This is a genomic window from Rickettsia sp. TH2014 (assembly GCF_019249195.1).
Taxonomy (GTDB): Bacteria; Pseudomonadota; Alphaproteobacteria; order Rickettsiales; family Rickettsiaceae; genus Rickettsia; species Rickettsia felis.
Genome location: NZ_MXAX01000291.1, coordinates 1 through 21,035 on the forward strand (window position 1 = coordinate 1; position 21,035 = coordinate 21,035).

The window sequence follows — 21,035 nt, forward strand, 5'->3', positions numbered from 1 at the left end:
ACCGTGGCTTGACCACGGTATCCATAAAAATAATAAAAAATACTAAAATTTAGTATTTTTAACTGGACCCGTGGTCAAGCCACGGGGTGACAATCATTTTCTGGATTCCCGCCTACGCGGGAATGACATAACATAATTCCAGCAAGAAGCCACTAAATCTCCACATTAAATACTCTAAAAATAAATACTAATTCGTCAGCTATCTCTTTCAAATAATCAAAGCGACCGGCAGAGCCTTTATGCCCTGTATCCATATTCGTTTTTAATAATAAGGGATTATTATCCGTTTTTAGTTCTCGTAATTTTGCTACCCATTTAGCCGGTTCCCAGTAACCTACACGTGGGTCGGATATACCGCAAGTAATGAATAGAGCAGGATAGTTTTGTGCTTTTATGTTATCATAAGGAGAATATGATTTAATATATTCAAAATATTCTTTCTCTTTCGGATTGCCCCACTCATTATATTCCAAGAGAGTTAACGGTAAGCTTTCATCAAGCATGGTGTTAAGGACATCTACAAACGGTACATGAGCAACGGCTAATTTATAGAGTTCAGGTCTTTCGTTGAGGACATAGCCAATTAACATACCGCCGGCACTGCCGCCCATTATTACTATATTGTTATTACTTGTATATCTTTCGTTGATTAAAGCTCTACTACAAGCTATGAAGTCTTCAAAGGTGCTTTTTTTAGTTAAAAACTTAGCGGATTCATACCAATCATGACCTAAATCATCACCGCCTCTAATATGAGCAGCTGCATAAATAAAGCCACGATCCGCAAGTGTTACCGCCATATTTCTAAAATTAACCAGCATAGCGATACCGTAAGCTCCGTAACCCACTAGATATAAGGGATTAGAGCCATCTTTTTTAAATAAAGATTTTTTGTAGAATAAAGTAATAGGTACTTTTACGTCTCCATTATCTGCAAATATTCTCTCTACTTTATATTCCTCTGAGTTAAAGCCCGATGGTATTTCTTGGGTCTTTAATATCGTTAATTTATTACTATCAAAATCGTAGCTATAAGTGGTATTTGGTCTTGCTAATGAAGAGTAATCTACTCTGATATCGTCTTCCTCAAAGTTTGTAGAAAAGCTATTTGCTTGGAAATTTTCGTCGGGAAAATGAATTATTTTTTCTTGTAAATCTTTAAATTGCTTTATTTTAATTAGCGGTAAACCTTGGTCACGATAATTTAAGATTAAATAATTATTTGTAACCTCAAAGCTTTTTAAATATTTGTCTTGTTCTTCCTTAATATAAATATCATCCCAATTAGCATTTTCAAAATTATTTACCGGTAGCTTTACAATATGGAAATTTTTAGCTTTATAATTAGTTTTAATATAAAAATAATCATCATTATGTTCTACACCATAGAATATTTTATTTTCTGCAGCTCGTACTAATTTAGGAGTAAAATTATTATCCCGCATAGAAATTACATAAATTTCATTTTCATTATGATCGCCTGAATTTATAAAAATATATTCGTTACTTGCAGATTTCCCACAGCTGATAAAATGAAAAGGGTTTTTTACCTCAAATATTAATTTATCCTGAGTAACATCTTCACCTAGACGGTGAAACATTACTTTATCCCAGCGTTGATTCTCATTAATAGTAATATAGAAAAAGCCGTCTAATTTTTCATGCCAAATCACAGTAGGTGCTATATCTGTTACATTATCAGGTAAGTATTTTTGCTCTTTAAGATTGTATATTTTGATATTATATTGCTCATTACCTGTAAAATTAACGCTATAAGCCATTAAATTTTGATTAGGTGACATTGCAAGCTTAGCAACATCGGTAAAACCGCCGTTTGGCGTAAGAAAGTTAACATCTAATATTATCTCTTCATGTGCTTCCATACTATTATGCTTCCGGTAATATATCGGATAATTTTTATTCCCCTCTACTCTATGATAATAGTAGTAGTCTTTTTTCTTAACATAAACTGACTCATCGTCTAATTTGATTCGTCCTTTTAATTCTTCAAAAATCTTTTCCTTATCCTTTTGCAGATCGGCAAAGAAATTTTCGGTATATTTATTCTCAGCCTTTAAGTAGTCTAAAATTTTAGAGTCTGCTACATTTGGCCATTTAGGATCACGCAGCCATTGATAATCATCGTTTATTGTTTGTCCGTGGGCTTCAAAGCTGTAATTTTGTTTATTTGCGGTTGGTGGTTTCATATGCTAAATTTATTTATTGTGTAATCAATTTTTAACGTCATTGCGAGGAGCGAAGCGACGTGGCAATCTCATGAAGTAGTATTCCTGAGATTGCTTCGTCGAAACTTTCAGTTTTTTCTCGCAATGACGTTGAGTTACTGTAATGTTAAAATCAAACTAATTAATAGGAATAATATAATAAATATAGCAGTTTGCTGATTATGCCATGCAGATATTTTACCTAAAATATTATCCCAAATAACCTTAAAATTAAGATATTCTTCTGTATCTTCGGTACTGTCTGTCCTTTCTTTATATTTACCGATACTGAAATATATAAATTTTTCAATATATTGGTACAGGTCAAGGTTTATGTTTTCTGTCGAAATGCGTGGTATTTTTCTAAATATTAAAGCCAATAATATTGAGGTTGCAAGGATAACTAGCTTAAAATTAGCAGTATGTGATATTTGAATAGGGTAGAATAAACATACGCATAAAGTTATTATGCACGAGGAGAGGTAGGTTAAGTACTTTAACGTCATTGCGAGGAAAATCGTAGTCTTGTGCGCACGCAATCTCAGGATATTTGATGAGATTGCCATGCTCCTTTTAGTCGCTTGCAATGACGATAGTAAACTCTCCATCAACAACCCAAATAATACGGCACAACTTGCTATCTTGGAAAATATAATAATATTATTTGCATCTAAAAGATTGGCAATTCCGTCTTTGATATAAGAAGAATTAATAGGCAGTATAGATGTATATATTAATATGCTAACTACAAACCCTCCTAATAAAATAAAATTAATTTGAGTATTCTGAAGATCTTGGTAATTTTTAATACTGTATTCATCTTCTATATAAGTAAAATATAAAGCAAATAACCCATTATATAGTATATGTATGAATATAAAGCTTGTAATAAGATAAGCCATGTTTGGAGTATTTATACTAATAGCCGTTAATATAAAGCCAAGCTGTGATACGGTAAGATAACATATTAATCGTTTAAGGTTTTTCTCAATTAAAGAAAATACTAACCCGTAAATAATCATTAATATTCCAAAAAACTTAAGTATCGCAAGACCGCTAAATAATTTTAAAATGATAATTAAAGTAACTTTAGTAGTAAAACTTATTAAATATACAATACCGCTACTTGAAGCTGCAGGATAGCAATTAACCACCCAACCGTTTACAAAAATAGCTGAGGCATTAATCAAACAACCTGCAAGTATGAATATTGCCGGTAACTCAAAATTATTTACTGATTCCGTTAAAGAAATAAAAGCTGTATTACCTGTTGCTTGGATTAGAAGAGTCATGCCAATCAAAATTAACCCGCTACTGAATAGATGAGTAAGGAAATATTGACGAGCCGGTTTCATTTTTAATTGGTCACAAAAAATAGTTATGCAGGCAAAAATCGTCATGAATTCAAGCGAGATTATCATGGAAATAAAACCAGCTGTAAATACACATATAATAGATGATAAACAGTATAAGCTACCTATTAGCATCTCTAACTTTCTATTTTTAGAAATTGTATAAAGACTTAAGATAGCAGTAACAGTTAGAAATGCGAGAGCTATTAGCTGATTTTGCAGGTTAAAATCAAACATAAGCTCGAAATTAGTAAGCGGAAATGTAAATTTGGTATTTTGAATAAACATTTTAATCGTTAGAAGAAACTGTTAAAACTTCTAATCGCTGAATTCTTTTAAAGTCTTTTACATTTAGAGTTAATAGAGGATAACCATGCGTTATTGCCGTTGTTGCAATTAGCATGTCATGGGTTCCTATAGTTATACGTTGTTTTATATAAATCATTAATAATACGTGCATATGTATATACTTCTTCAATACCGAAAGGTAATATAGTAAACAGACTTTTTACATATTCTATAAAAGCTAAACATTTTATACGTTTATTCTCATTATTGACTCTATCTACTCCTATTAATAGTTCAGTTAACACAATAGGGCTAATATAAGCCTGACCATAATGTGACCATTGCTTAGTACTTACCTTTCCTCTTTCTAAAGCTATGATTATAGAAGTGTCAATAATTAATCCCATCTTTCAACCAATTTTTTAATATCTTGTCTAGTACTGCGTCTTATTTCTTCGATGTCTTTCATGAATTGATCAGCATCTTTAGGATCAAGATGTGGACCATTTTTAAAGGCTTCTTCTAAGTCTCTTACTGCCATAGAAGGCTTGGTTTCTGCAGGTGAAACTCTTGCTACGATATGGTTACCTTTTTGCACGTCAAAGCTTTCGTCTTTATAGTAAACTCTATTCATAATATCTGAAAAAGATCGCACAAATTCTGTTGCACTAATAATTTGCGCCATATTTATCCTCAAAAATAATTGCATATTGTATGATTATATGTAAATACATAAATTATGTAAATACATATTTATGTAATATAAGCTAAAAATTCTCTGATTAAGATTTGGATAAAGTAAAATAATGTTACAGCTAAAGCACAAATCATTATGCTGATTCTCATAGAAGAGGGGAGTGGTTTTGTTACGCTAGACTCCACCAAAGAAGATTTATAAATAGAGCTTAGTATTTTGAGAAGGTAAAGGCTTGAGAAGATACTACTAGCTATTACGACAATCATAACGATGATTTGATTTTGTTCGCTTGCGGCAAGTAATATCGAGAATTTGCTAATAAATCCGCTAAAGATAGGTATACCGATTAATGATAATGAAGAGATGGATATAATAAAAGAAATTAAAGGAAATTCTTTGGATGTACCGTGTAAATTCTGTATTTGATCGGTTTTCTTTAAACTGTAAATACCTCCCATACTATAAAATAAGCAGATTTTTGTAAAAGAATGCGAAACCAAATGTAAGGTGGCAGCTCCGAGCGCTTTAGGCGTTAGCATGAAAGCACTAAGTAAGGCAAGGCTTAGTTGGTTCATAGTGGAATAGGCGAGTATTTTTTTGATATTATCCGTGCCTAGGGCTTTGATTGAGCTGTAAAATATGCTTACTATCGGTATGAAAATTAACCAGTTAAACCCTGTGAATATCATTTGTAAATAGGATAACCCGAATATATATAATAGGATTTTGTAAATACAAAATAATCCTGTTTTAACTACTATTACAGCATGCAGTAAGCTACTAACGGGGTAAGGTGCAACCATTGCGGCAGGAAGCCATGAATGCACCGGAAAAATTGCAGTTTTGGCAATACCGAAAATAAACATTAATAATAAAATAATGGATTGGCTGTGAGAAAAATAACTTTCTACTAAGCTACCGCTCGCAAAATCTCCGTTACCGGCTTTGGTATAAATAATTATCACTGCCGGCACGAATAATAACGTAGCGGAAATCATCAGAATTTTTAGATATTTGTATAACCCGCTAAGTACTATGTTATTTCTAGTATGTCCTATTAAGAATGTTGTAGAAATAGTTAAAAGTTCGTAGCAAATAAACATCGTAAATAAGTTGCTAGATAAGGCAATTAAAACACCGATTAGAATAGTTAAGTTAAAGAAAAATAAGAATCTAGAAGAGTGTTCTATATTATTAATAGCAAGATATTTGGGAGTATAAAGTAAAGCACAAATCCATAAAAAGCCTATTAAACTTAAGAATATAAGACCTAAAGGTTCAAGATGGAATCCTATAGAGTAATTACTGAATATATTAAATTCAAATCCTGCTCTTATACCTTTTAAAAACAGCCAATCAATAATTAAAATATTACCGAAGAAAAAAATGGCGATAGTAATAAGTAAAAAATTACGTATAAAACTATCTTTTTTAGTAGCATACGGACTAGTTAAGTTTAATGCCCCTACTAATAAAGTAGATAAGATTAAGAGATTCGGAGTAGTAAATTGTGTAATCATGTTTTCCTTTCCCTTGTCACCTAGTTCGCTTGACCTATATACCAGACAGTTTTGAAAAGCCCCGTCATTGCGAGCCAGCATTTATGCTGGCGTGGCAATCTCAGGAGTTTTTTAAATTATTTTATGAGATTGCCGCGTCGTTGCTAACGCAACTCCTCACAATGACGAGGTATTTTCATAATGTCAAAGGTTAATCAATTCTTCCAAAAAGTAACTTTCACCAGCTTATAATGATAAAATAGTGATCCTACGGAGCTTAGTAAGATTATAACAAAATCTAATAATAGTTTTTGTCTAAATAATAATCCGAGAATATTTATTTTGATAAAAAATAATGGGCTGATAGGTAAGCCGCAGCTGCAAATAATAATTATGGTTAAAATTTTGTTAGAATTCTTTTTATAGCTTTCATTATAAGCATCTATCAAGAAAAGAGCTATTTTATTTATACTGTCCGTAAGTAATAAGCTCGGTAAAATTATTATACCGCCCTCAGTAACATATAATAGAAATACATAACCTATTTGAGTGAAACATGAATAAATTATAATATTCTTGAAGTCTTCTGCACGGTAAGCAAAATACGGAGCTATAATAAGAGTAGCTAAAGCGATAGGTCTTATAAAATTTGTAATAGAAATTTTAATCGTCTCATGGCCTATAATAATATAAGTAAATTTGTATATTATATATATTCCTATTATAGTAGAAATCCCTGCTAAATATACTAAAATAACCGAAGCCGTGTTATTATAAGCTCTCATCATCCAAAAGTGCATAGGGAAAAAAGCTGTTTTTAAAATAGCCCCTATTAAGAAAAAGCAGGTAGCCATAGTGATTATACGAGAGTTATGATGTGCTTGTAGATAAGTTGCAACATCATACATATTTAAGCTACCTGTAATACTTAGCAAAAATCCTATGGCTATAAGAATAAGAGTCGCTCCAATACTCCCTATGATTAAATAATCAAAAGCTCCGATTAAAGATTTTGGATTATTACCTGAGGCTATCAATACATAGCTACTAAGTGCCGAAATTTCTATAAACACATATAAATTAAAGAAATCATTAGTACTAATCATTCCTAAATAGCCCGTATGAGCAAATAATAATATACCGTAAAATAAAGATTTTCTATTGTTGTTGATATATTTTAAGATTGTTCGATTAGTAATCTTATGACAAAAAACCAAAAAGAATAATAAAACCAAGTTAAGATAAATAATAATAGCTTGGTTTAGTGAATTTAGCCGATATTCTATTCCTATTTTTGAACTCCATCCTCCCATGGTGTAAGATAGCTCCGTATTTTGTATAATGCTATATCCATAAACACTGACCAAAAGGCTAGATAAAATGCAAATCGTAGTAATTACTCGTGCAATGGCGGTAAAGCGAAAAGATGTTATTAAGAGCAAAGCCCCGAATAAAGGAAGTAATATTTGTATGATAGGGAAATGGTTAACTAGAATCATGGAAGTTTATTCTCCATCGTCATTGCGAGCAGCCGTAGGCTGCGTGGCAATCCCGTCAAATGTCCTAAGATTGCTTCGTCAATTACTTCGTAATTTTCTTGCAATGACGATTTGGTATAGAATAACATAATTGAAAAAATCATTTATCAAAATTAATTTCATTTTCTGATATTGTACCAAAATGTTTATAAATTTGATATATTAAACTTAAAGCTACGCTAAGAGTAGCAAACCCAACTACTATAGCAGTGAGCATTAATACATGAGGCAAAGGGCTAGTGTAAGTAGTTAGCCCATCTTGTAAAATAGGTACACCGCCTGTTTTAATTTTTCCGATACTTAAATAAAATACTAATATCGAACTTTGAAATATTCCAAGCCCGATAATTTTATGAATATAATTACGGCTTGTAAGCATTATAAATAAGCCGCTAGTTAGTAAAATCAAAGTAAGAAAGTATATTAAATATGACATTACATTGTCATACCGCGTCCCCGCCACGGTATCCAAAAAAAATTTAAAAAAGACTGGATCCCGTGGTCAATCCACGGGATGACAAAGGTAAACCTGAACCACGCAACAATACCTCCTCGCAATGACATTGGTAGACATTAATACGTTTTGAAAGACTGATTAAATACGCATGTGACTTTTTTACCCTTACGTATAGCGAGCTTAGGAAAAACCTGTTCAAGTATCACCATATTAGGATTATCTTGAGCAAGGCGATAATTTACTAAAGATTCTCGAAGTGAATCATCTACAGCAAAAATACCGGAAATTTCAGCGTTTTTATCTCTAAATTGTAGATAAGTAAATTCGCCGTCGTCAAAAATTTTAATAGGTGCTATTTCTTCGCTGCCGCTAATATAGTAATTAAAGTTATATTTTTCAGGATGAGTAAGATCGGGACTGGCTAGGGAAGCAGAAAAAGTTTGCATATGACCGCTCATATTGTCATTTTCGTCATCCGGATAAAGAAACTTTACGTTAAAAACCATTTCAGGATCACGCATATCAAGAGTTTCGGCGGCATATAGTTCAAAGAAATAAGTTCGTTTATTAGTAATTAAAGTCATATTAGTAGTAGCGTCCGGTTCCATCGGTTTAATAAAAATCCTATGGCCGGCAGGTACTATTTGCCATGAAGTAGTATCTCCCATAGAAATACTGACTATTTCCTCATCTCTTGCTAGTTCTATACTTGCTTGATAGCCGTAATACCCTGTGAATTTGAAAACATCGTCAGGGTTATAAGTCATAACTCTTAGACGCGGGTCTCGACCTAGAGGTCGTGATATAGTAAGAGCAAATACATCTAATGTAAGTATTATAAAAGTACAAAATATTATTAGTTGCTTCATATTATTTCTGATTTTTATTCCTTAATAACTTTAGCTTGTAACTAGTAACGGTAAAATTGAAGGGTATATCAGGTGATGTACTTGTGCTGATCGAATCCATTATAAATCCGATTCTTGCTTCCCATACCATATTTTCTAAAATTTCACCCGTACTATTTTGTGCTAATGATTCAAAAGTAACAACTGCCGCGTTATCGTTTATATTGTTAATTGATAATATATTAATTGAGCGTCTATATAGTTTTTGATATCTTATGACCGGTGATAATGAGTTATCAATATTCATAAAATTAGCAAATTGCATATAAACAATACTCGTAGAAGCATTTTTGATAAAGGTAAATTGTTCTTTTAATATATCGTAATTATATTCTTCCCGTTGTTTTACATAATTCTGAAGCATAATATTTGCAACAGCGATATAAGGATTGGCGAGTGTTGAATGTTTAGTATTAGTAACGGTAGCTTGTTTTTCGGCATCATCTTTTATTAAATAACTTACTTTTTCGTTTATTGGTAGCAATATGTTGATATTTATACAAATTAAGGTTAATAATAAGGTAAAAATCGTGCATATTAAAAGCAGAAGACTTCTATGACTTAACGGTAAGATATACTTAAAATTATACCATTTTCTTGCATCAATAAAATATTCGCCGGATTTTATATATTCTTGTATTGCGTTGGTTAATGGGTCCATAATTACTAAATTAATATCTAATTTATTCTGTTTTAACTCTATCATAATTATTATAATATGATTATGATTTGTTAATTTAATGTTATTTAAGCTATAAAATAAGTTTATATTGTTGCTACAATACCAAATATTGTTTAACTTTAAAATTAAAATAAATAAATTATAAATTAAAATTATACAATAACAATTATTGATGATAGTTATTATGTTGTACTCGTCCCACTTGAAAAATTGGCGACTATATCTTTATAAGTCCGCAGGTAGCCACGTATTAAGTATACGCTCTGCTCTCAAGTTGAACTTCGTATAACTACTCTTTATTTACTTCAGAGTATAATAGTTTACAATCTTTTTAATATTTTTTTATATTTATAAATAGATTTTTTCAAAAAATGCTTGTGAACTATTGTATAGTAAGGTAATTTTAAAATAGTAACAAGATAATTTAATAATGTATAATTAGAATGTTAAAATCATTAAAGTTTCTATTAGTATTAATGATGCTTGCTCAATTACTGTCATGTACCCCTTCAGCTCCTTATGAAATTAAAAGCCCATGCGTTTCTGCTGATATAGATGATGGATCGAGTTTAAGCATAAATCCTTGTATAAGAAGACCGGTTAATTCAGTAAATATAGCATAAAAGTAATAGTTTTATGCAATAACAATGTAATAATAAAAATACTTTTGATATGAATAATATATTTGGCTTCTTTAAATCAAGTAACAACTCGAAAAGCGGTTCAGGAGATACACAAAATCAAGAAAGTGTTAAATCAGCTAATCCTTTAAAAATTACTCAGAATTGGTATGAAGAGCGATCCGATAAGTTAATTGTCCAACGTAACTTACTTATCATATTAATAATACTACTAACCATTTTTATGGTTATATCAACTTTAGTAATAGCATTTGTAGTAAAATCTAAACAGTTTGATCCTTTTGTTATTCAGCTTAATAGTAATACTGGACGTGCCTCGGTGGTAGAACCTATTTCATCACCGGTATTAACGGCGGATGAGTCTCTTACAAGGTATTTTATAAAGAAATACATAACAGCACGGGAAACATATAATCCAGTTGATTTTGCAACGATAGCTCGTACGACAATAAGATTATTTTCAACAAGCGGTGTTTATTATAATTATCTTGGTTATATAAGAAATAAAGATTTTGATCCTACGATAAAATATAAAGAAGATAATACTACATTTTTAGTAATAAAATCATGGTCAAAAATCGCAGCAGATAAATATATAGTTAGATTTTCCGTAAATGAAACATCAGGAAGCCAATTAGTTTATAATAAAATAGCGGTAGTAAGTTATGCTTATGTGCCTATGCAATTAACAGATTCAGAACTTGACATAAATCCGGTAGGGTTTCAAGTTAACGGATATAGGGTAGACGATGACAATAGTTAGATTTTATTTTTTAGTTTTTATATTATTAAGTGGTTTTACAGTACAACGAGAATGTCCACTTGTAGATGATCCATGTAATAATAGTAGTAATAATTATGTAGATGATTTATCTATAACTAAAGATAATAGAATAAAAACTTATATATATAATCCAAATGAAGTTTATTTATTAGTTTTGCATTTTGGCTTTCAATCGCATATAGAATTTGCTAAAAATGAAGAAATCCAAAATATAATTCTTGGGGATGCTTATGCTTGGAAAATAACTCCTTTGGCAAATAGATTATTTATTAAGCCCCTTGAAAAAGATATCCGTACAAATATGACTATTATAACTAATAAAAGAACTTATGAATTTGATATCGCTTCTACGGAACTTATGATGGGTAATGAAAGGGATTTAGTATATGTAATTAAATTTTACTATCCTAAGAAAAATGGTAATTACATGGCAAGGTTTTAATCGATGTCATTGTTGTGTAGATACGTCACTGCGAGGAAAAACTGTAAGTTTTGACGAAGCAATCTCAGGAGTTTGTTATTATTTCATGAGCTTGCCATACAGTCTACGACTGCTCGCAATGACGGAAAAACTGATTCACGCGGGGAATGAAAACAAAACACTTTAACTAATATAATTTAGATATGGCTGAAGAGCAAAATAATAATGATACCGGTTCTTTATCAGGAGCAGATGCTCCTGAAGTACAGAGAGAATTATCAAAAGTTTCAGTTAGCTTTAATAAGAGTATTGCGATAGTAGTCGTAATCTGCGGTATTTTTATATATATTTTTTATACTCTTTTTTTCGCTAATAAAAAAGAAGAAATACCGAAGACTCAAGTGCCGACTAATATTGTAAAACCTGTTACGGATGTTGATGATAATATTCCGGAGATTCCAAAGTTACCTGACCCTCCTAAGCTTGAGACGCCTACTGCTCCTCCACCACCTCCTCCTCCAGTAGTAGAAGTTCCGCCGGTCTTACCTCCTACTACTCCTGTAGAAGAGAATAAAGACAAAACGCTTCCATTGCCGCCGGTTTCGTTGCCTTCGACTTCAGGAACGTTAGTTGAGAGTGATGCAGAGAAGCAACGTCGTGAAGCAAAAAGAAAATCAGCTATAGTGTTAGTTGGTGGTGTAGAGCCTAAAAAAACACAGGAACAGATTACGACAGAAGCGACTTTTAAAGATCGCGGTGATATGTCTTTGGTTCTTGGACGCGGTAAATTAATTGATGCAGTACTTGAAACGGCAATAAATAGTGATCTTGGCGGTGAAATAAGAGCCATTATTAGTAGAGATGTATTTTCTGAGAAAGATAAAGTTATATTAATACCGAAAGGATCAAAAATATTCGGTAAATATGCAACCTCAACTGATGCGAGCAGTTATGGTAGAGTATCTATAATATGGGATAGAATAGATTTGACTAACGGTTATACTATAGAATTTGACTCCCCTGCAGTTGATAATTTAGGTAGACCTGGACTACAAGGTAGAGTTGATAATAAATATAAAGAACAATTTGCAAATGCCGTATTACAATCCGGCTTTAATATAGGTCTTGCTAAAGTTCTTGATAAGTTAGTGCCGCCTCCTATAGATTCACAGGCAGCAGCTACCAATAGTGCTACGGCAACACAATTGTTAAATACTGCTCAAACTATTGCGGCTAATACCGCTATGGATGCAAATACTAGGATAGTTACAATTTGTACTAATATACTTGCTGCTATTACCGATAAAACTTCGACTGCTTATACTACTATGACTCAAGCATGTACAACAGCACAAACTGCTTCTTCAGCGAATACTGCTGAGCAGAGACTTCAAACCTTAGTGCAGGCAGTTAATACGGCAGCTTCAAGTTTGCTTACTACTACCTCTATAGCATCGACTCCGACACAAGCACAACAAGCTTCTACTCAAGCTTTTACGGATGTGACGAATGTTGTACAAAATATGATAACTCAGCAGCAGTTTAAGCCGACGACAACGGTTAATCAAGGTACGCCGGTTAGAATATACGTTAATAAGGATTATAAATTCCCAAAAGCCGTTTTATTAAAGTCAAAGGTAATGAAATGAATGAAGAATTTGCAGCCTTAGAGACGTTTTTACTGCCTTTTAAAAATTTATTTGCTGAAGACGGTATTAACGAGATTATGGTTAATAAGCCTGGGGAAGCATGGGTTGAAAAAAAAGGCGATATATATTCTAAGCAAATACCGGAATTGGATAGTGAACATCTACTTTCATTAGGGCGTTTAGTCGCTCAATCTACCGAACAGATGATTTCGGAAGAAAAGCCTTTACTTTCCGCAACTTTGCCGAACGGTTATCGTATTCAAATAGTATTTCCTCCTGCTTGTGAGATAGGACAAATCATTTATTCTATAAGAAAGCCTAGCGGTATGAATCTAACTTTAGATGAATATGCTAAAATGGGAGCATTTGATGATACTGCAACAGAGAGTTTAGTAGATGAAGATGCAGTAATTTTAAATAATTTCTTAGCCGAAAAAAAGATTAAAGAATTTATTAGACATGCAGTTGTTTCAAAGAAAAATATCATAATTAGTGGCGGTACTTCAACCGGTAAAACTACTTTTACTAATGCTGCACTTACTGAAATACCTGCAATAGAAAGATTAATTACTGTAGAAGATGCTCGTGAGGTTGTGTTATCAAGCCATCCTAACAGAGTGCATTTACTTGCTTCCAAAGGAGGACAGGGACGCGCAAATGTTACTACTCAAGATTTAATAGAGGCATGTTTGCGTTTAAGACCGGATAGAATTATAGTAGGTGAGCTGCGAGGTAAGGAAGCTTTTAGTTTTTTGCGTGCTATTAATACAGGTCACCCCGGTTCAATATCAACACTGCATGCGGATAGTCCCGCTATGGCTATTGAGCAGTTAAAGCTTATGGTTATGCAAGCAGATCTTGGTATGCCGCCTGAAGAAGTAAAGAAGTATATTTTAACCGTTGTAGATATCGTTGTGCAGTTAAAACGCGGTAGCGGTGGGAAAAGATATGTTTCGGAAGTGTATTATAAGAAGAATAAAAACGCCGAAGGCATGGTGTAGACTCGTTTAATTTGAAAAATTGGCGTCGTTGTTTTATATTTTTTAATCCTCACGTACTAGTTGTACGCTGCAGCCAAAAAATATAAAACACCTTGCTCTTTTTCAAATTAAACTTCGTCTACCGCTTTCTACGCAATATGTATAATGTCATTCCTGCGAAAGCAGGAATCCAGTACTTTTTATTGTCATACCATGGCTTGACCACGGTATCTAGAAAAAAAATTTAAAAAGGACTAGACCGCGTGATCAAGTCACGGGGTGACATTAAAAGCGGCTGGATCCCCGCCTCTGCAGGAATGACATAGGCAGTTTAGTAGGAATATTAACAATATTAAGTAATAAGTAAAAACTAGGAATATCAATTCATGGAATGGCGCAAGATACTTAGAGTTACAAGAAATATATTCGGTCATGCTATAATTCATCCGGTTGTTATTTTTTGTACCATTTGGATAAGCGGTGCATTTGTTGCAATTTTTACTAATGAGGTTGGAGCTTTAGGTGTAGATATAAATGCTATAAATATTGCTTATAAGTGGGCTTACTGGCTTATTAACGTTTGGGGGCAGTTAAAAATTGCCGACTATAATTATTTAAAATTGAAGCTACTTGCATCTCTTCTTGGTCCTGCTATTGTTGTCGTAATATTTTACATTAAAAATTTTGAAAGAATAAAATCATTACAATTTTTTGAGCAACCGGAAAAAGTATATGGAGATGCTAGCTGGGCTAATCCGTCAGATATAGAGGCTGCTGGTCTTAGATCCAAAAAAGGTATGTTAATAGGTGTTGATGCCGGTGGATATTTTGTTGCAGACGGGTTCCAGCATGCTTTATTATTTGCTCCTACAGGTTCAGGTAAAGGTGTGGGTTTTGTGATACCTAACCTGTTATTTTGGAGTGATTCGGTAGTAGTACATGACATAAAGCTCGAAAATCACAGTTTGACGAGCGGTTGGCGTGAGAAACAAGGTCAGAAAGTTTTTGTATGGGAGCCTTCTAATCCCGATGGTATTACGCATTGTTACAATCCGATTGATTGGGTTAGTACTAAGCCAGGGCAGATGGTTGATGACGTGCAGAAAATTTCAAATCTTATAATGCCGGAAAAGGATTTTTGGAATAATGAAGCACGAAGTTTATTCTTAGGTGTAACTTTATATTTAATAGCCGATCCTACTAAAACTAAATCTTTCGGTGAAGTAGTGCGTACCATGAGAAGTGACGACGTAGTTTATAATCTAGCGGTCGTACTCGATACGCTTGGCGGTGTAATACATCCTGTTGCATATATGAATATTGCTGCGTTTTTACAAAAAGCAGATAAAGAGCGTTCGGGTGTAATATCTACAATGAACTCATCGCTTGAATTATGGGCAAATCCGCTTATTGATTCTGCTACTGCATCTTCTGATTTCAATGTACAAGAATTTAAAAAAGTCAAAACAACCGTATATGTAGGGTTAACACCCGATAATATACAGCGTTTACAAAAATTAATGCAGGTGTTTTATCAGCAGGCGACAGAATTTTTAAGCCGTAAAATGCCGGATTTAAAGGAAGAGCCGCATGGGGTAATGTTCTTGCTTGATGAATTCCCGACACTTGGAAAGATGGATACTTTTAAAGCCGGTATAGCTTATTTTAGAGGTTATAGAGTTCGGTTATTCTTGATTATTCAAGATACGCAGCAGTTAAAAGGAACATATGAAGATGCGGGAATGAACTCTTTCTTATCTAATGCAACATACCGTATTACTTTTGCTGCTAATAACTATGAAACGGCAAATTTAATATCGCAGCTTGTCGGTAATAAGACGGTAGAACAACGATCATTTAGTAAACCTTTATTTTTTGACCTTAATATTTCTACTAGAACCCAAAACGTTTCTCAAGTTCAAAGAGCTTTACTTTTACCTCAAGAAGTAATACAGTTACCGAGAGATGAGCAAATTGTTTTAATAGAATCCTTTCCGCCTATAAAATCTCGTAAAATTAAGTATTACGAAGATAAGTTTTTTACTAGTAGATTATTACCGCCGACTTTTGTACCTACTCAAGTACCTTTTGATCCTAGGGCAAATAATAATGAGGCTCAAGAAGAGACTGAAACAACAACTGCTCCGGAAAATAATGAGTAAGATCCAAAAATGCGTTCAGCTATTATTGATATCGGTTCAAATGCTTTAAGAGCTGTAGTTTATGAAAGTGATGAGCTTGGAGCTCCGGAAATTTTTAATTATAAATTTAGAAATTATCTTACAAATTTACTTAATTTAGATAATTTAGACGTAAAACATCAAACATATTTATCTCTACAATATCTTATCCATATTTTTACCAAACTGTCCGTTACTAATATTAGATGTGTTGCCACAGCTATACTTAGGGGGCATCCTAAAGCAGATGAATTCAAAGCTATAATTAAAAAGAGATTCAATATTGATATTGAAATTATCTCAGGTGAACGTGAAGCTTATTTAACTGCTGCCGGATTAATTTCCGGCATTAGTGATGCTTTTGGTATTGTAGCCGATCTTGGCGGTGGAAGTCTTGAGCTTGCTCAGATTGGAAATAAAAAAGTCGGTAAATTAAAATCATTGCCGCTTGGTACAAAAATTATTGCTAGTAGCAATTTTGGTGATGTTGGGCTGATTACTAAAATGCTAGAGGAAGAATTTGGAGCGGCACATCACCCTAATTTATATTTAATTGGCGGTGCATTACGTCTAATGAGCCGTATATATATGGAGTCTATAAATTATCCCCTTAAAAATTTACATAATTTTGAAATAAATCGTGTAGAGTTTGAGTTATATTTAGAGAAATTATCGCAAATCGATAAATTAAAGCTGAGTTATTACGAGCAGAAAGCCATAAATTATAATGCAGTTCTAGTAATAAAAGCGATGATTAAGGTATTTTCACCGGAAAAGATTATTATCTCAAATTACGGTTTAAAAGAAGGAGTAAGATTTGATTCGTTACCGTCTCATGAAACAGAAAAAGATATTATTTATGAGAGGGTGAAGAGATTAGTAAAATTTGATAGGAATATATGTAAAATTGAAAAATATATTGAAGCAGTACAATATCTTTTAATTAATTCCGATGCTACGACTCTTATTATTATTGAACTCGCTATAATGCTAGCACAATATAATAAAAATATTGATAAAACACTCAGAGCAAATTTTGTTTCAGAATTTATACTATCTTCAGATATTCCTTTTAGTCACAGACAGCGTCTTATGCTCGGCATTGCTCTTACGGTTACTTATACTGCTAAAACTGACATGCAGATTAATAAAATAGCTAAGAAAATGATTAGTAAAAATGATTATTACAACAGTCATATAATCGGTTATTATATAAAAATTGCTAGAGAAATTGATGGACCGGAATTCCAAGAACCTTCTTTTTCGATTAAATTAAAAGACGATAAATTTTTACAAATTAATGCTTCAAATATCTTGCCTAAACAAGTTTTTGAAAAGGTTTGTGAACGTTTAAAAGATATAAGTTCTGCTAGAAAAAATATTAGTTATAATTTTAGTGATTAATTGTTTTTTGGATCCCGTGGTCAATCCTATAGTACTAGACATTTTTTTAAAGATCCCGATGCCATCCCCGCGAAAGCGGGGATCCAGACTAAAAAATCTTTAATTTTAAAGATTTTTTATTACATAGTTTTTGTAAAATAAAGCTTTTTTTAAAAGCTTTATTTTACTGGATTCCCGCCTATGCGGGAATGACATAGAACAAAAATTGTCAGGTACTATAGGCCAAGCCATGGGATGACATCGAGTGTGTTTTCCGGTCTACACAACAAGACATTCCTGCTTTCGCAGGAATGACATCGAAATCTTTTTAAAAACTGTCCGGTACTATTATTTTAAGCTCTCTTAGTCTATCTCCCAAATCATTATATAATCCTGAAAACAACAAATATATTAGGATATATGATAAAAAATTATTGGAAAAAGTTTTGGAAGAATAGTACTACCAAATCACAAAATTTTATTAAACTAAACGACATTGCATACGGTAATTTAAAGAGAGTTAGAGTAGGCACTGAAGCTTATCGTGAAAATGTTATAGTATATAGATGTATTAATTTAATTGCCCAATCGGCGGGGCATGTGCCGTGGAAAGTGCTTAAAACTAGAACCGGAGAAGTAATGTCAGACCATCCGGTACATTATTTATTAAAAAGACTGAATCCTGAAAAAGCCGGTGCGGATTTTTTTTTCAGTGAGCTGATTGCAAGCAAATTATTATTCGGTAATAGTCATATTTTATCAACTCTGGGTTCATATCCTAAAGCAATTTATTTACTACCGGCTCTTGCTACTGAGCTTGTTATAGAACATGACAATTTAGTTGCTTATAGATATAAAAGTAGCAAAGGTGATAGGATTTATAAGATTGATCATATAGCTAAGATGAGTAGAGTCTTGCATCTAAAAAACTATCATCCTCTAGATCAGCATTACGGGTTATCCTGTTTAGACTCCGCTTCGCTTCCTATAGATTTACATCAACAATCTTCTTATTGGAATCATTCATTATTACAAAACGGGGCGAGACCTTCCGGTGCATTAATAGTAAAAGATAGTAACGGTTATCTTAGTGATGAACAGTTTGAGAGGTTACAAACTCAATTATCAGAGAAATTTAGCGGTAATAGTAATGCCGGTAAGCCTTTGCCGCCTGAAGGAGGGTTTGGCTGGCAAGAAATGAGTATCAACCCAAAGGATATGGATTTCATTGAATCTAAAAACTCTGCGGCAAGAGAAATATCTTTAGCATTTGGAGTGCCGCCGCAGCTGCTTGGTATTAATGGTGATAATACCTACAGCAATATGCAGGGAGCACGCCTTGCTTTATGGGAAGAAACGCTAATCCCTTTACTTGATAAAATTGCGGATAGTATGAGTAATTGGTTTTCATATCTTTTTAAGGAAGATATTATTATTGATTTTGATCGTGATTCTATATCTGCATTAACCGAAAAGCGTGAAAATTTATGAGCTAAAATCTCTAATGCTAATTTCATGACTTTAAATGAAAAAAGAGCTTTTGTCGGATTTCCACCGATTATAAACGGTGATAGATTATGACTAAAGATATTAGCGATACGTTAAATAATTTGTATGACCTTATAGCGAGACTCATTATTCTACTCGAAGATGCATTAGTACGTATTACGCTGCATAGAAATGAAAATAAGATACCAAAAATGTTACTGAAACCTTAAATAAACTAGCTAACTTAATAGTACAGTTAAATAAATTATCTAATAGCCGTATAAGCTCGGAAAATTCAAAAATAGATGAAAAAGATAAAATGATAATAGATAATTTTTTAGAAAATTATAACTTAAAAAATCTTTTTTAGAAATGTTCACAGAACCTAATATCTTATCTAATTTTAACCTCCTGATTAATATGTTAATAGACTAAAACCTAATGTTGTAAAAACACCTCATCAATTCAATAAATATATCATTACTTTACATAAAAATTAATAAATTAAAGGGTTTTAATATAAAGTTTTAGTCAATAAATCAACTATAAGGTTAAGAGTTATGAGGAAAAAATCTAGAATATTAAAAAGTTTTCTAGCAACCGCATCAATATTAGGTCTGTCATTGACCATACCGGTAAATGAAATATATGCAGCAGCTGTTAGTCAAATGGTTGGGGGATGTTAATCTTAATAATCCGAATGCTAATTTTAATCCACCATTTGTTGATGGAAATACTATTGAAGTGATTAATTCCGGTAATATAACTGTATCAAATAGCGGTACTCATAATATAGGTGCTATACGAGCTGACCAAGAAGTAACTACAATATCGGTCGGTAACGGTAGCACGGATCTAGCTATAAATCTTACAATTGGTTCAATGTCCGGTGTTGTAAAGGGTTTAAATATTACAAGATTTAATAATGCTACTAATATAAATATTACTTTAAATGGTAATGCAGGGGGTGGCAATATTCCTCTAGTAAATGATTATAGCGCATTACAACAGGTATCATTTACCCAGATGGGTGGAGGGATAGTGCAAATAGTATTAATTTGAATATTAATGCCCCAGTAACTCTAAATAGCACCTTTTACACAAGTGCATCCTCAGAAACAATAAATGTAAATAACGATGTTATAATAACTAAGACTACTACAGCCAATGGTGCCGGAAATATACATTTTAATCTTTCCAAAGGTCAATCACTTACTTTGTCTGCTGTTGATCCTATTCAAGATGCGCCAAATACAGGGAGAGTAAGGTTTAATTTTATAGGTGCAAATTCTGTCTTAAATATAAATGGTAATGGTACTACAATTAGAGGAGCAATAACTGACGGTTTAAATGGAACATTAAATGTAAATGCCGGAGTTACTACGGCTACTGATCCAACGATTACTACCATTCAAGAAACTAATATTGCAGATAATGTTACTTTCAATGTTGATAGTATTAATAGTGATATAGATTTATTAAATAATGGAACAAGTATAGCGTTTAAAGGAGCAAGTTCAGAGTTAGATTTAATAAATACTGGTAATGCGGATAAGCAGTTTACGTTATATGCCAACTTAAATCCATCGGATGCAGAAGATGAATACGGTATAGTAAGAATAGAGGCAACTACAAATAATCTTACTATAGCCAATAATGGAGGTCCTTATACAATAGGTCAGGATAATACACATCGCCTTAAAGAGCTTGAAGTTAAAGGAGCGGGTAGTATTGTAATTGATAATACTATATTTACAAAGCGATTTAACATGAATAGTACCGGACAGGTGACTCTTAATCAAATATTAGATTTAGGGGCAGACGGAGCTGTACTATTTAATGCTGATGGTCAGTTAACTTTAG

17 protein-coding genes and 3 pseudogenes are annotated in these 21,035 nt (G+C 32.7%); 11 read left to right on the top strand and 9 right to left on the bottom strand.

Annotated features, from left to right (window positions below):
* Nucleotides 1-152 precede the first annotated feature (152 nt).
* The 6 genes and pseudogenes from KYQ89_RS05995 to KYQ89_RS06020 all read right to left on the bottom strand — a co-directional run bounded on the left by KYQ89_RS05995 (nucleotide 153) and on the right by KYQ89_RS06020 (nucleotide 7,560).
* Entirely contained in the window at nucleotides 153-2,207 is a 2,055-nt protein-coding gene (locus tag KYQ89_RS05995; RefSeq protein WP_218460824.1) for a S9 family peptidase, read from the bottom strand.
* 134 nt (nucleotides 2,208-2,341) lie between these two features.
* On the bottom strand, nucleotides 2,342-3,865 hold the full coding sequence (locus KYQ89_RS06000; RefSeq protein ID WP_218460825.1) for a proton-conducting transporter membrane subunit: 1,524 nt from the start codon (nucleotides 3,863-3,865) through the stop codon (nucleotides 2,342-2,344).
* Between the two features lies 1 nt (nucleotide 3,866).
* Nucleotides 3,867-4,272, bottom strand: a pseudogene (gene vapC, locus KYQ89_RS06005) (ribonuclease VapC).
* A complete protein-coding gene (vapB, locus tag KYQ89_RS06010) occupies nucleotides 4,263-4,574 on the bottom strand; it encodes a type II toxin-antitoxin system antitoxin VapB (RefSeq protein ID WP_371920420.1) in 312 nt (103 codons plus the stop codon). Before vapB ends, vapC begins: the two are co-directional and overlap by 10 nt.
* Before the next feature lie 44 nt (nucleotides 4,575-4,618).
* Entirely contained in the window at nucleotides 4,619-6,082 is a 1,464-nt protein-coding gene (locus KYQ89_RS06015; RefSeq protein WP_218460827.1) for a proton-conducting transporter membrane subunit, read from the bottom strand.
* A gap of 194 nt (nucleotides 6,083-6,276) precedes the next feature.
* The gene (locus tag KYQ89_RS06020) at nucleotides 6,277-7,560 is read right to left on the bottom strand and encodes a proton-conducting transporter membrane subunit (protein ID WP_218460828.1); all 1,284 of its coding nucleotides are present in this window, start codon (nucleotides 7,558-7,560) and stop codon (nucleotides 6,277-6,279) included.
* Between KYQ89_RS06020 and KYQ89_RS06025 the strand changes: the two genes are divergently transcribed.
* A complete protein-coding gene (locus tag KYQ89_RS06025; protein ID WP_218460843.1) occupies nucleotides 7,442-7,690 on the top strand; it encodes a hypothetical protein in 249 nt (82 codons plus the stop codon). The genes KYQ89_RS06020 and KYQ89_RS06025 overlap by 119 nt on opposite strands.
* A 9-nt stretch (nucleotides 7,691-7,699) precedes the next feature.
* On the opposite strand, the gene KYQ89_RS06030 is transcribed toward KYQ89_RS06025, so the two are convergent.
* From KYQ89_RS06030 to KYQ89_RS06040, 3 genes are all read right to left on the bottom strand, one after another.
* On the bottom strand, nucleotides 7,700-8,035 hold the full coding sequence (locus tag KYQ89_RS06030) for a Na+/H+ antiporter subunit C (RefSeq protein ID WP_218460829.1): 336 nt from the start codon (nucleotides 8,033-8,035) through the stop codon (nucleotides 7,700-7,702).
* 137 nt (nucleotides 8,036-8,172) lie between these two features.
* Nucleotides 8,173-8,925 carry a P-type conjugative transfer protein VirB9 gene (gene virB9, locus KYQ89_RS06035; protein WP_218460830.1) on the bottom strand — a complete coding sequence of 251 codons (753 nt, stop codon included), beginning with the start codon at nucleotides 8,923-8,925 and terminating at the stop codon, nucleotides 8,173-8,175.
* A 1-nt stretch (nucleotide 8,926) separates the two neighbouring features.
* Entirely contained in the window at nucleotides 8,927-9,625 is a 699-nt protein-coding gene (locus KYQ89_RS06040; protein WP_218460840.1) for a virB8 family protein, read from the bottom strand.
* Between the two features lie 464 nt (nucleotides 9,626-10,089).
* On the opposite strand from KYQ89_RS06040, the gene KYQ89_RS06045 reads away from it, so the two are divergent.
* From KYQ89_RS06045 to KYQ89_RS06095, 10 genes and pseudogenes are all read left to right on the top strand, one after another.
* Nucleotides 10,090-10,269 (top strand): DUF2706 domain-containing protein, encoded by a 180-nt coding sequence (locus tag KYQ89_RS06045; protein WP_218460832.1) that lies wholly within the window; start codon nucleotides 10,090-10,092, stop codon nucleotides 10,267-10,269.
* Nucleotides 10,270-10,318: 49 nt separating this feature from the next.
* Nucleotides 10,319-11,050 carry a virB8 family protein gene (locus tag KYQ89_RS06050; protein WP_218460834.1) on the top strand — a complete coding sequence of 244 codons (732 nt, stop codon included), beginning with the start codon at nucleotides 10,319-10,321 and terminating at the stop codon, nucleotides 11,048-11,050.
* Nucleotides 11,037-11,513: a TrbG/VirB9 family P-type conjugative transfer protein gene (locus KYQ89_RS06055; RefSeq protein WP_218460835.1), complete on the top strand. Its 477-nt coding sequence runs from the start codon at nucleotides 11,037-11,039 to the stop codon at nucleotides 11,511-11,513. The genes KYQ89_RS06050 and KYQ89_RS06055 overlap by 14 nt, the downstream gene beginning before the upstream one ends.
* A 182-nt stretch (nucleotides 11,514-11,695) precedes the next feature.
* The gene (locus tag KYQ89_RS06060; protein ID WP_218460836.1) at nucleotides 11,696-13,141 is read left to right on the top strand and encodes a TrbI/VirB10 family protein; all 1,446 of its coding nucleotides are present in this window, start codon (nucleotides 11,696-11,698) and stop codon (nucleotides 13,139-13,141) included.
* Complete coding sequence (gene virB11, locus KYQ89_RS06065; protein ID WP_011270800.1) at nucleotides 13,138-14,142, top strand: P-type DNA transfer ATPase VirB11; 1,005 nt, start codon at nucleotides 13,138-13,140, stop codon at nucleotides 14,140-14,142. Before KYQ89_RS06060 ends, virB11 begins: the two co-directional genes overlap by 4 nt.
* A gap of 365 nt (nucleotides 14,143-14,507) precedes the next feature.
* Nucleotides 14,508-16,283, top strand: coding sequence for a type IV secretory system conjugative DNA transfer family protein (locus tag KYQ89_RS06075; protein WP_218460837.1), 1,776 nt, complete (start codon nucleotides 14,508-14,510; stop codon nucleotides 16,281-16,283).
* Nucleotides 16,284-16,292: 9 nt separating this feature from the next.
* The gene (locus tag KYQ89_RS06080) at nucleotides 16,293-17,705 is read left to right on the top strand and encodes a Ppx/GppA phosphatase family protein (protein WP_218460838.1); all 1,413 of its coding nucleotides are present in this window, start codon (nucleotides 16,293-16,295) and stop codon (nucleotides 17,703-17,705) included.
* 399 nt (nucleotides 17,706-18,104) lie between these two features.
* Nucleotides 18,105-19,265 (top strand): annotated as a pseudogene (locus tag KYQ89_RS06085) (phage portal protein).
* Between the two features lie 555 nt (nucleotides 19,266-19,820).
* Nucleotides 19,821-20,234 (top strand): hypothetical protein, encoded by a 414-nt coding sequence (locus tag KYQ89_RS06090; RefSeq protein WP_218460839.1) that lies wholly within the window; start codon nucleotides 19,821-19,823, stop codon nucleotides 20,232-20,234.
* Nucleotides 20,231-21,035: pseudogene (locus KYQ89_RS06095) on the top strand (autotransporter outer membrane beta-barrel domain-containing protein); the annotation flags it as partial. The gene KYQ89_RS06090 and the pseudogene KYQ89_RS06095, both read left to right, overlap by 4 nt.

Excerpts from the sequence above, each read along its gene's own strand:
- KYQ89_RS05995 (WP_218460824.1), bottom strand. The coding sequence starts at position 2,207 with ATGAAACCACCAACCGCAAATAAACAAAATTACAGCTTTGAAGCCCAC.
- KYQ89_RS06000 (WP_218460825.1), bottom strand. The coding sequence starts at position 3,865 with ATGTTTATTCAAAATACCAAATTTACATTTCCGCTTACTAATTTCGAG.
- vapB (WP_371920420.1), bottom strand. The coding sequence starts at position 4,574 with ATGCAATTATTTTTGAGGATAAATATGGCGCAAATTATTAGTGCAACA.
- KYQ89_RS06015 (WP_218460827.1), bottom strand. The coding sequence starts at position 6,082 with ATGATTACACAATTTACTACTCCGAATCTCTTAATCTTATCTACTTTA.
- KYQ89_RS06025 (WP_218460843.1), top strand. The coding sequence starts at position 7,442 with ATGCAAATCGTAGTAATTACTCGTGCAATGGCGGTAAAGCGAAAAGAT.
- KYQ89_RS06020 (WP_218460828.1), bottom strand. The coding sequence starts at position 7,560 with ATGATTCTAGTTAACCATTTCCCTATCATACAAATATTACTTCCTTTA.
- KYQ89_RS06030 (WP_218460829.1), bottom strand. The coding sequence starts at position 8,035 with ATGTCATATTTAATATACTTTCTTACTTTGATTTTACTAACTAGCGGC.
- virB9 (WP_218460830.1), bottom strand. The coding sequence starts at position 8,925 with ATGAAGCAACTAATAATATTTTGTACTTTTATAATACTTACATTAGAT.
- KYQ89_RS06040 (WP_218460840.1), bottom strand. The coding sequence starts at position 9,625 with ATGGACCCATTAACCAACGCAATACAAGAATATATAAAATCCGGCGAA.
- KYQ89_RS06045 (WP_218460832.1), top strand. The coding sequence starts at position 10,090 with ATGTTAAAATCATTAAAGTTTCTATTAGTATTAATGATGCTTGCTCAA.
- KYQ89_RS06050 (WP_218460834.1), top strand. The coding sequence starts at position 10,319 with ATGAATAATATATTTGGCTTCTTTAAATCAAGTAACAACTCGAAAAGC.
- KYQ89_RS06055 (WP_218460835.1), top strand. The coding sequence starts at position 11,037 with ATGACAATAGTTAGATTTTATTTTTTAGTTTTTATATTATTAAGTGGT.
- KYQ89_RS06060 (WP_218460836.1), top strand. The coding sequence starts at position 11,696 with ATGGCTGAAGAGCAAAATAATAATGATACCGGTTCTTTATCAGGAGCA.
- virB11 (WP_011270800.1), top strand. The coding sequence starts at position 13,138 with ATGAATGAAGAATTTGCAGCCTTAGAGACGTTTTTACTGCCTTTTAAA.
- KYQ89_RS06075 (WP_218460837.1), top strand. The coding sequence starts at position 14,508 with ATGGAATGGCGCAAGATACTTAGAGTTACAAGAAATATATTCGGTCAT.
- KYQ89_RS06080 (WP_218460838.1), top strand. The coding sequence starts at position 16,293 with ATGCGTTCAGCTATTATTGATATCGGTTCAAATGCTTTAAGAGCTGTA.
- KYQ89_RS06090 (WP_218460839.1), top strand. The coding sequence starts at position 19,821 with ATGCAGCAGCTGTTAGTCAAATGGTTGGGGGATGTTAATCTTAATAAT.